The sequence below is a fragment of the Ornithinicoccus halotolerans genome (assembly GCF_009602535.1).
In the GTDB taxonomy this organism is placed as follows: domain Bacteria; phylum Actinomycetota; class Actinomycetes; order Actinomycetales; family Dermatophilaceae; genus Ornithinicoccus; species Ornithinicoccus halotolerans.
Genome location: NZ_WIQI01000100.1, coordinates 1 through 9,272, shown reverse-complemented (window position 1 = coordinate 9,272; position 9,272 = coordinate 1). Strand labels below are relative to the sequence as shown.

Here is a 9,272-nt window from a genome sequence, read left to right as displayed (position 1 = left end):
CGCGCCGGCACGCGGGCGCTGCCCTCCTCGGCCCGGCCCGCCTGCACGCAGAACAACCGCGCCGCCTCGGCGTCCCGGGCGACCTGCGCGTCCGCCTCGGGGTCGCCCGTGGCGGTGTGGACGAGCCAGCAGCCCGCCAGGTCGGCCGCGCCCCGGTAGCGGCGCGCGAGCCAGTCCACGGACTGCCCCGCCGCGAGCTCGGCCAGCTCGGGGTGCAGGACCGGGCTGACCACCCGCAGCCGGGCACCGGCCGCCAGCAGCATCCGGGCCCGGCGCGCCGTGACGGCGCCGCCGCCGACCAGCGTGACCAGCCGGTCCCGCAGGTCCAGGCCCAGCAGCAGCGGCGTCTGGTCCGGGGTCGCGGGGCTCACGGGTGGATCCCGCACTCGGTCTTGTCGAACCCGGTCCACCGCCCGGACCGGGAGCCTTGGCCGGGCAGCGGCCGACGGGTGCAGGGGAAGCACCCGATGGAGGGGTAGCCCTGCTCCAGCAGCAGGTTCACCGGCACCTCGTGCTCGGCCACGTAGGCCTCGACGGTCGGCTGCGTCCAGTGCGCCACCGGGGACACCTTGACCATGCCGCGGTCGGCGTCCCAGGCGACCAGCGGGGTGGCGGCCCGGGCCGGGCTGTCCTCCCGGCGCAGCCCGGTGACCCAGGCGTCATACGGGGCCAGGGCGTGGCTGAGCGGCTCGACCTTGCGCAGCAGGCAGCAGTGCTCCGGGTCCCGGGCGAACAGGTCGCGGCCGTGCTCCCGGTCCTGCTCGGCGACGGTCTGCCGCGGCTCGATGGTGCGGACGGTGACCGGCATGCTGCGGGCCACCTGGTCCCGGGTCTGCAGGGTCTGCGCGAAGTGGTAGCCGGTGTCGAGGAAGAGCACGTCGACCCCGGGCAGCCGCTGGCAGACCAGGTGCGCGGTCACCCCGTCGGCCATGCTGGAGGTGACCGCGAGCCGGTCGCCGAAGGCCTCGACGGCCCAGGCCACGACCTCGCGGCTGAGCGCCACCGGGTCGGTGACCTCCTGCTCGCGCCGGGCGAACCGCGCGGCGGCCTCCCGCGCCCGCGCCGCCAGCTCGGTGCGTTCGACGCAGCGGCTGGTGGCGGTCACGCCAGCGCCTCCTCGTCGGCGCGGTGGGCCCAGCCGGCGAAGGTCTCGCCCTCGTCGCGCTGGGCGAGGTAGCGCCGCACCACCCGCTCGACGTAGCCGGGCAGGTCGCGGGCGGCCACCTTGACGCCACGGACGGTGCGGCCGAGACCGGCCTCGTCCTCGTGGTCGGCCACGAGGGTGCCGCCCAGGTGCACCTGGAAGCCGGGCAGCTGCTCGCCGTCGACGGTGATGATCTGGCCCTTCAGCCCGATGTCGGCGGTCTGGATGCGGGCGCAGGAGTTGGGGCAGCCGTTGACGTGCAGCGAGATCGGGCGGTCCAGCTCGACGTCGGCCAGCCGGCGCTCCAGCTCGGCGACCGCCCCGGCTGCGGTGTCCTTGGTGTCGACGATGGCCAGCTTGCAGTACTCGATCCCGGTGCAGGCCATGGTGCTGCGCCGGAACGGGCTCGGCCGCACCGACAGCCCGAGCCGCTCCAGCCCCGCCACGAGCTCGTCCACCCGCTGCGGCGGCACGTCCAGCACCAGGATCTTCTGGTGCGGGGTGAACCGGATCCGGCCGGAGCCGACCGACTCGGCCAGCTCGGCGAGCGCGGTGAGGGTGGTGCCGGAGACGCGGCCGACCACCGGGGTCGCGCCGACGTAGCGCAGCCCGTCCTTCTGCTCGTGGACACCGACGTGGTCCCCCGGCGTCGTGGGGCGCGCGGGGGCGGGCCCGTCGGCCAGCCGGTAGCCGAGGTACTCCTCCTCCAGCACCTGCCGGAACCGCTCCGGGCCCCAGTCGGCGAGCAGGAACTTCAGCCGCGCCTTGGTGCGCAGCCGCCGGTAGCCGTAGTCGCGGAACACCCGCACCACGCCGTGCCACACCTCCGGTGCCTGCTCGGCGGTGACGAAGGCGCCCAGCCGCTCGGCCAGCCGCGGGTTGGTCGACAGCCCGCCGCCGACCCACAGGTCGTAGCCGGGCCCGAGCTCGGGGTGCACCACGCCGACCAGGGAGACGTCGTTGATCTCGTGCACGACGTCCAGGCTGGGGTGGCCGGTGACGGCGCTCTTGAACTTGCGCGGCAGGTTCGCCAGCTCCGGGTCGCCGACGTAGCGCTGCGTGATCTGCTCGATCACCGGCGTGGGGTCGATGATCTCCTCGGCGCTGATGCCGGCGACGGGGCTGCCGAGGATCACCCGCGGGGTGTCGCCGCAGGCCTCGGTGGTCTGCATGCCGTGGCTCTCCAGCCGGCGCCAGATCTCGGGGACGTCCTCGACCCGCACCCAGTGCAGCTGGATGTTCTGCCGGTCGGTGACGTCGGCGGTGTCCCGGGCGAGCTCGGTGGAGATCCCGCCGATCACCCGGGCCTGCTCGGTGGTCACCGCGCCGCCGTCGAGGCGGATCCGCAGCATGAAGTAGCGGTCCGAGAGCTCGGTGGGGTCCAGCTGGGCGGTCTTGCCGCCCGGGATGCCGGGCCGGCGCTGGGTGTAGAGGCCCCACCAGCGGAACCGTCCGTTGAGGTCGTCGGCGGGGATGGAGTCGAACCCCTCCTTGGCGTAGACCCGCTCGATGCGCTCGCGCACGTTGAGGCCGTTGTCGGCGGCCTTGACCTCCTCGTTGTGGTTCAGCGGGGCGCGGCCGTCCACCAGCCACTGCCCCTGCGGCTTGGCCGGTCGCCGGGTGCCGGTCCGCTGCGGCTGGTCCTGGGTGGGCGATGCGGTCGTCGTCATCGTGTCCTCGTCGTCTCTGCCGGTTCATCTGGCCGGCTGGTCGGCTCGTCCTCACGTGGTCGACCGTGGTGAGACGCCGGGGACCTCCAGGCAGCAGGAGACCGGGCGCCCCACGCCCGGTCTGCAGTGGCTGCGGCGGGCGTCAGGACGCCCGGCACATGGTGCTGGCGACACGCAGCAGGTCCACGTGACGGCGGGTCACGCGGGTGGCGCTGCGGTCACGAAGCATGGGCATGACTATAAGACGATGTTTGGATCAGCATCACCCAGTGGCATGAAAATGCGACGCGGATCACACCCGTCGGGCAGCGGCACCACCGGGGAGACGGAATGCGCGCCCCTGCCGTGGGGGTTCACCGGGGCGTGAAGATCGACATCTGGTCCGACGTGGTGTGCCCGTTCTGCTACCTGGGCAAGCGGCACCTGGAGCTGGCGCTGCAGCGGTTCGAGCACCGGGACGAGGTCGAGGTGGTGTGGCACAGCTTCGAGCTGGACCCGCACGCGCCGGCCGAGGACGAGCGGCCGACCAGCCGGATGCTGGCCGAGAAGTACGGGATGACCCTGGAGCAGGCCCGCGCCAACAACGCCCGGCTGGAGCAGCAGGCCGCCCAGGTGGGCCTGGAGTACCACCTGGAGCAGGCCCGGCGCGGCAACACCTTCGACGCCCACCGGCTGCTGCACCTGGCCCGCGAGGAGGGCGGCCAGGGCGAGCTGCAGGAGCGGCTGATGCGCGGCTACTTCACCGAGTCGCTGCCGGTGGGCGACCCCGCGACGCTGGTGCGGCTGGCGACCGAGGCGGGCCTGGAGGAGGGGCGGGTGCGCGCGGTGCTGGCCGGCGACGAGTACGCCGAGGCGGTGCGGGCCGACGAGGCGCGGGCCCGCGACTACGGCGCGACGGGGGTCCCCTTCTTCGTGCTGGCCGGGCGGTACGGGGTCTCCGGCGCCCAGCCGGTCGAGCTCTTCGAGCGGGCGCTGGCACAGTCCTGGGCGGACGAGCAGGAGGCCGCCGCCTCCTAGCCGGCGACGGCCTCGGTGCTGCGCAGCGCGGTCAGCGTCTCAGCGCTGGCCGGCGACGTGGAGCGGGACGTCCAGGATGCGGGCGAGGAACTCGGCCTCCCGCCGCGGCGCCGGGCAGGAGTCGACCAGGGCGTCCACCGCTGGGAGCTGGGCGCGGGCCCGCTCCAGCAGCTCCTCGCTGGCCCAGGCGGGGTCCGGCACCGACACCGGCACCACCTGCACCACGCGGCCCACGTGCGGGGCGACCTGCGCGGTGACCTCCCGGGCGGCGGCGCGGCTGCCGGCGTCGAAGCCACGGTAGACGCCGACGACCGCCTCGGGGCCCAGCTGGGCCAGGAACTCCTCGAGCGAGCCGGCAGTGGTCGTCCGCACCGGGGTGATCGTCGTCATCGCGCACCTCCAGAACCGTCGTCGGCGGCTGGCCCCAGGCACGCCGGGGCCAGCCGCTCATCGTTGAGAGTCGCAGCCGGCGGTGTCCCCCACGGCGCCGGCGCGTGCGGTCAGTCTAGCGGAGGGCGCCAGGACGGGTCACGTCCGAGCAGGGCGGCCAGCTGGTCCAGCCGGTCCGAGGAGTCGGTGGCCACCGGCGCCGCGAACAGCGCGCTCCCGCCGCCGGCCATCGGCTTCTGGTACGCCCAGGCCACCTCGATCGCGTCCGCATCCGCCTGCGGGTCCACGGCGGCGCCGCGGGCGATGTCCCACCCGTGCACGGTCAGGTCGGTGAGCATCTGGTGGGCGTACTCACGCACCGGGATGGCCCCCCACGACACCGACACCTCCGCCTCCGGGTCGGACGCCTGGCCCCAGGCCATCATCGAGCCGGCCGCGGCCCGCTTCCACGCGGCGACCGGGTCGTCACCGAGCACGTCGCCCTCGTAGCGGCTGCCGACCTGCTCCACCGTCTCGCCTCGCAGCAGGTGCGGCGCCCACAGGTGCTCGCGGGTGAGGTGGGCCAGCACGTCGGCGACGGTCCACTCGGTGCACGGGCTGGGCCGGCTCCAGGCGCCGGCGGGGACCTGCTCGGCGACGGCGGTGACCGCCGCGGCGGCGTCGGGCATGAGGGCGATGGGGCTGCCGGTGGGCTGGGCGGTCATGCCGTCCACTGTGCCGCAGCCGGCGGGTGGACGCACCTACAGTGGAGGCGTGAGCGACATCCGAGAGGTCCCGATCCACGACGCCGCCATCCGGCTGGGGCAGCTGCTCAAGCTGGCCGGCGTGGTGCAGGACGGCGTCATGGCTCGCTCGGTGATCGAGAACGGCGAGGTGACGGTCGACGACCAGGTCGTCACCCGGCGCGGCGTGCAGGTGCGGCCCGGGTCGGTCGTCTCCTACGGGGACGAGCGGCTGCGGGTGACCGCGGGCTGAGCGGGCCGCCGGTCTCAGCTGGACACCTGCCGGGACGCCGGGTACACCTGAGGGAACGTCCTGTGCAGAGGTGATGCCCCGTGCCCACGGTGAAGGCGGCCATGACGGCCGTTCCCCGGGCGGACTACCTGCCCGATGACCTGACGGACCAGGCCGACCGCGACGAGGCGCTGCCGATCGGCCACGGGTCCACGTGCAGCCAGCCCTCGACCGTGCAGGTGATGCTGGAGCTGCTCGCCCCCCAGCCCGGGGACCGGGTGCTGGACGTCGGGTCCGGTTCCGGCTGGACCACCGCGATCATCGCCGAGCTGGTCGGTCCGCAGGGCTGGGTGCGCGGCACCGAGGTGGTGCCCGAGCTGGTGGACCGCTCCCGTCAGCAGCTGCTGCGCGCCGGGTACCCCCACGCCAGCGTCCACGTCGCCGACCCGGAGGTGCTCGGCGCCCCGGCGCACGGCCCCTACGACCGGATCCTGGTCTCCGCCCAGACCGAGCACGTCCCGCAGCCGCTGGTCGACCAGCTGGCTGAGGGCGGCCGGCTGGTGCTCCCGCTGCAGGGCCGGTTGGTCGCGCTGACCAAGCGCGGTGCGGAGCTCGAGGAGGAGCAGGCCGCCGGCTACTACCGGTTCGTCCCGCTGCAGGGCGGCTGAGCGGGCTGCGGCGACCCGTCGAGGTCCCCGCTCTCGAGGAGAGCGGCGGCCGCGCGGCGCGCGCTGCCCAGGACGTCGGGGTCGGGTGCCATCGCGTGGAGCACGAGCGCCCCCTCGTGCAGGCAGGCCAGCTGGGTCGCCCGGTCCTCGGGCCGGGCGACCCCCGCAGCGGCGAGCAGCTCGGCGAAGAGGTCCTGCAGCCATCGCTTCTCCTCGGCGGCCAGCCGGTGAGCGGGATGGCCGGGGTCGGCGAGCTCGGCGAAGGCGTTCACGAACGCGCAGCCACGCGGGTTCTCGGCCAGCCACGCCCGCAGCGCGGTGAACGGCGCCAGCACCCGCTGCGGTGGTGACAGGCCGGGCGCGCGGACTGCCTGCTCCACGAGCTCCCGCCACGTCCGGTCCCGCCGGCGCAGGTAGGCCAGCACGAGCCCGTCCTTGGACCCGAACTGGTTGTACAGCGTGCGCTTGGTGACGCCGGACTCCTCGGCGATGGTGTCGACGCCGGTGGCGTTGATGCCCCGGTGGTAGAACAGGTCGCTGGCGACCTCGAGGATCCGGAGGGCGGCCGGGGTCAGTGCGGCTGGGCCGTGGGCGCCCGCGGTTGCATTCACAGGTCTGTATACCTAGGGTCGGGGAATGAGGTACACAGATCAGTGTAGGCACCGGGGTGCCGTCGCCGCGCCCAGGCGTGGTGCGGCCGGACCGGCGGCTCCCGGGGGTGCGGGATGAGGGCCGCGGTGCTGACCCGGTTCGGCGGGCCGGAGGTGCTGGAGGTGCGCGAGGTGCCGGATCCGGTGCCCGCCGACGGCCACGTCGTGGTGCGGGTCACCGCGGCGGCGGTGAACAACACCGACATCTGGACGAGGGAGGGCGCGTACGGCACCGCCGAGGATCCCGGCGCCAGGTCCGGCTGGCGCGGGGACATCGACTTCCCGCGGGTCCAGGGCGGGGACATCGTGGGCGTCGTGGAGTCCGTCGCAGACGACGTCGACCGCTCCCTGGTGGGCCGGCGCGTCCTGGTGGACCCGGCCTTCTACGACGACCACGGTCACCCGGTCGGGCTGCTGGGCAGCGAGGCGGACGGCGGCTTCGCCGAGCGGGTCGCGGTCGCGGCCGCCCGCGTCCACGACGTCTCCGGCTCGGCGCTGTCCGACGAGGAGCTCGCCTGCCTGCCGGTCGCCTACGGGACGGCGATGGGCATGCTGGAGCGGGGCGGCATCGGCGCCGGGGAGACCGTGCTCGTCACCGGCGCCTCGGGCGGGGTCGGCGTCGCCCTGGTGCAGCTCGCCCGGGCCCGCGGCGCCCAGGTGATCGCGCTGACGACCGAGGCGAAGCGCAGCCGCGTGGCACAGGCGGGCGCGGCGGTCACCCTCGACCGCATCCAGCCGGTCGGCGCGGCGCTGGCGCGGACCGCACCGGGCGGCCTCGCTGCCGTCCTCGACGTGGTCGGGGGTCCGGCGCTGCCCGAGATCCTGCCGCGGCTGCGCGACGGCGGCCGCTGGGTCATCGCCGGCGCCGTCGGCGGGCACACCGTCTCCCTCGACCTGCGCCGCCTCTACCTGCACAACATCGCGGTCATCGGCTCCTCGATGCACAGCCCCCACCACTTCGACCTGCTCGCTACCGAGGCGCGGCGAGCGACGTTCCGTCCCCCGGTCGCGGCGAGGTATGACCTGGCCGACATCCACCAGGCACAGCGGGAGTTCGTCGGCCGCAACCATGTGGGCAAGATCGTCATCCGCCCGGGGACCGGCCGCTAGCGGGCTCAGCCGACCAGTAGCGTGCCCCCGGTCGCGACCGCGACCACCAGCAGTGTCGACAGCGCGCCGAGCGCCACCGGCCGCACGCCGGCGCGGCGCAGCACGCTGACGTGCACGCCCCGGCCGAGCGCGAACATCGCCGCCGACAGCAGCAGCACCTGCAGCAGGCCGCCTGCGGCCAGCACCGCGTCCGGGAGCGGGAGCACGGTGCGCGCCAGCGCAGCCGCCAGGAAGCCCACCACGAACAGCGGCACCAGCGGTGGGGCCGACCTGGGCGCGCCGGCCGCGGTCCCGCCGCGGCGACGCACCAGCCCGAGCACCATCACCACCGGCGCGAGCATGAGCACCCGCGCGAGCTTCACGACGACGGCGACCGTCAGCGCGCCGCTGCCGAGGATGCCGCCGACCGCGACCACCTGGGCGACCTCGTGCACGGAGCCACCGGCGATGACTCCCTGGTCGTGCGGGCCGAGTCCGCTCAGCCCGAGCGCCGGGGGCGCGAGCAGGATCATCACCGTCCCGAACAGCACGACCAGCCCGATCGCGGTCGCGACGTCCTCCTCCTCGCGCTCGATGCTGCCCTCGACCGCCGCGACGGCGGCGGCCCCGCAGATCGAGAAGCCGGCCGCGACCAGCAGTGCCTGGGCCGGCGGGACGCGAAGCAACCGCCCCAGCGCGACGGTGCCCACCATCCCGACCGTGACGACGGCGACCACCACGGCGAGCACGCCCCACCCGAGGCCGAGGATGTCCTCCAGCGCCAGCTGCAGCCCCAGCAGCACCACCCCCACCCGCAGCAGCCGCCTGGCAGCCAGCGCCAGCCCGGGCTCCATGGCCGCCGGCAGCCGGACCAGGTGGCCGACCAGCACGCCGAGCAGGATCGCCACCAGCAGTGCACTCACCGCGGGCAGCAGCGCCTGCACCCCCAGCGCGGCCCCGGCCGCGGCCAGCGCGAGCGCGAGCCCAGGCCACGGGGACTCGGCACCACCGCCGGTCGCCCGGGGCTCCGAGAGCTCGGGCGTGGGGCGGGAGGGCACCAGGGCATTGTCCCCGATCGGCCGTGCCCGCCGCTGACTGCCCGGCTCACCCCCCGTCGAGGGCGTCCAGCCACCGGCGCGGCGCCACCGCGCGGTAGCCGTCCTCGCACAGCTCGGCGACCTCCTCCCACGGCAGGCTGCCGTCGAGCACGACGCCGAGCCAGCCGCGGTGCCCGACGTAGGGGGGCACGAAGAACCACGGCTGGCCGATCGCGGCCAGCTCCTCCTGCGCCCCCGGCGGCGCCGCGCACCACAGGTGCGGCTCTGCCCGGTCGTGGTGCCCGTCGGGCCAGAGCTGGACGAACTGGCGGCCCACGAAGAACGCCGGCCCGCCGTGGCTGACGCGCTCCTCCGCCCCGGGGAACCCCAGGCAGATCTCCCGTACCCGCGCGGTCACGTCGGTGTCCACCCACTCAACGTAGCGGCGAACCGCGGCCGGGCCGAGGGTTCGCCCGAACGCCCAGCCAGGACAGGACGAGCCGGTAGCGGCCCCTGTCGCCGCTACCGGCTCGCCTCCCCACCCCGGGGCGACCGTCCCCACCGCCACCCCAGGTCGTTGCCCACCCGCTCGATGACGTCGAGCGCGCGGAGCATGACGCCCTTGTCCTCTGCCGTGTCCGCTCCCGTCGGCA

The 9,272-nt window shown here is 75.0% G+C and carries 13 protein-coding genes; 4 read left to right on the top strand and 9 right to left on the bottom strand.

Annotation, left to right across the window (positions count from 1 at the left end):
* From GFJ45_RS13420 to GFJ45_RS17100, 4 genes are all read right to left on the bottom strand, one after another.
* Positions 1-371: precorrin-2 dehydrogenase/sirohydrochlorin ferrochelatase family protein (locus tag GFJ45_RS13420; RefSeq protein WP_323368740.1), on the bottom strand; the 371-nt coding region annotated here is incomplete at its 3' end.
* On the bottom strand, positions 368-1,105 hold the full coding sequence (locus GFJ45_RS13415; protein WP_153398046.1) for a phosphoadenylyl-sulfate reductase: 738 nt from the start codon (positions 1,103-1,105) through the stop codon (positions 368-370). The genes GFJ45_RS13420 and GFJ45_RS13415, both read right to left, overlap by 4 nt.
* A complete protein-coding gene (locus GFJ45_RS13410) occupies positions 1,102-2,814 on the bottom strand; it encodes a nitrite/sulfite reductase (RefSeq protein ID WP_153398044.1) in 1,713 nt (570 codons plus the stop codon). Before GFJ45_RS13410 ends, GFJ45_RS13415 begins: the two co-directional genes overlap by 4 nt.
* A 142-nt stretch (positions 2,815-2,956) precedes the next feature.
* The gene (locus GFJ45_RS17100; RefSeq protein WP_407670400.1) at positions 2,957-3,043 is read right to left on the bottom strand and encodes a putative leader peptide; all 87 of its coding nucleotides are present in this window, start codon (positions 3,041-3,043) and stop codon (positions 2,957-2,959) included.
* A 101-nt stretch (positions 3,044-3,144) separates the two neighbouring features.
* Here GFJ45_RS17100 and GFJ45_RS13405 point away from each other — a divergent pair, with 101 nt between their 5' ends.
* A complete protein-coding gene (locus GFJ45_RS13405; protein ID WP_228387025.1) occupies positions 3,145-3,831 on the top strand; it encodes a DsbA family oxidoreductase in 687 nt (228 codons plus the stop codon).
* A gap of 39 nt (positions 3,832-3,870) precedes the next feature.
* On the opposite strand, the gene GFJ45_RS13400 is transcribed toward GFJ45_RS13405, so the two are convergent.
* On the bottom strand, positions 3,871-4,221 hold the full coding sequence (locus GFJ45_RS13400) for a hypothetical protein (RefSeq protein WP_153398040.1): 351 nt from the start codon (positions 4,219-4,221) through the stop codon (positions 3,871-3,873).
* Between the two features lie 110 nt (positions 4,222-4,331).
* Positions 4,332-4,925, bottom strand: a complete 594-nt coding sequence (locus GFJ45_RS13395) for a TIGR03086 family metal-binding protein (RefSeq protein WP_153398038.1) — start codon at positions 4,923-4,925, stop codon at positions 4,332-4,334.
* Positions 4,926-4,974: 49 nt separating this feature from the next.
* On the opposite strand from GFJ45_RS13395, the gene GFJ45_RS13390 reads away from it, so the two are divergent.
* Together GFJ45_RS13390 and GFJ45_RS13385 are read left to right on the top strand one after the other, a co-directional pair.
* Entirely contained in the window at positions 4,975-5,196 is a 222-nt protein-coding gene (locus GFJ45_RS13390) for an RNA-binding S4 domain-containing protein (RefSeq protein ID WP_228387023.1), read from the top strand.
* 101 nt (positions 5,197-5,297) lie between these two features.
* The gene (locus tag GFJ45_RS13385; protein ID WP_153398036.1) at positions 5,298-5,843 is read left to right on the top strand and encodes a protein-L-isoaspartate O-methyltransferase family protein; all 546 of its coding nucleotides are present in this window, start codon (positions 5,298-5,300) and stop codon (positions 5,841-5,843) included.
* On the opposite strand, the gene GFJ45_RS13380 is transcribed toward GFJ45_RS13385, so the two are convergent.
* Positions 5,813-6,454 carry a TetR/AcrR family transcriptional regulator gene (locus tag GFJ45_RS13380; protein ID WP_228387021.1) on the bottom strand — a complete coding sequence of 214 codons (642 nt, stop codon included), beginning with the start codon at positions 6,452-6,454 and terminating at the stop codon, positions 5,813-5,815. The two genes, GFJ45_RS13385 and GFJ45_RS13380, sit on opposite strands and share 31 nt — an antisense overlap.
* A 114-nt stretch (positions 6,455-6,568) precedes the next feature.
* On the opposite strand from GFJ45_RS13380, the gene GFJ45_RS13375 reads away from it, so the two are divergent.
* Positions 6,569-7,603, top strand: a complete 1,035-nt coding sequence (locus GFJ45_RS13375) for a zinc-binding dehydrogenase (protein WP_153398034.1) — start codon at positions 6,569-6,571, stop codon at positions 7,601-7,603.
* A gap of 5 nt (positions 7,604-7,608) precedes the next feature.
* On the opposite strand, the gene GFJ45_RS13370 is transcribed toward GFJ45_RS13375, so the two are convergent.
* Both GFJ45_RS13370 and GFJ45_RS13365 read right to left on the bottom strand, forming a co-directional pair.
* Positions 7,609-8,640: a YeiH family protein gene (locus GFJ45_RS13370; protein ID WP_153398031.1), complete on the bottom strand. Its 1,032-nt coding sequence runs from the start codon at positions 8,638-8,640 to the stop codon at positions 7,609-7,611.
* 46 nt (positions 8,641-8,686) lie between these two features.
* On the bottom strand, positions 8,687-9,049 hold the full coding sequence (locus tag GFJ45_RS13365; RefSeq protein ID WP_153398029.1) for an MmcQ/YjbR family DNA-binding protein: 363 nt from the start codon (positions 9,047-9,049) through the stop codon (positions 8,687-8,689).
* Positions 9,050-9,272 lie beyond the last annotated feature (223 nt).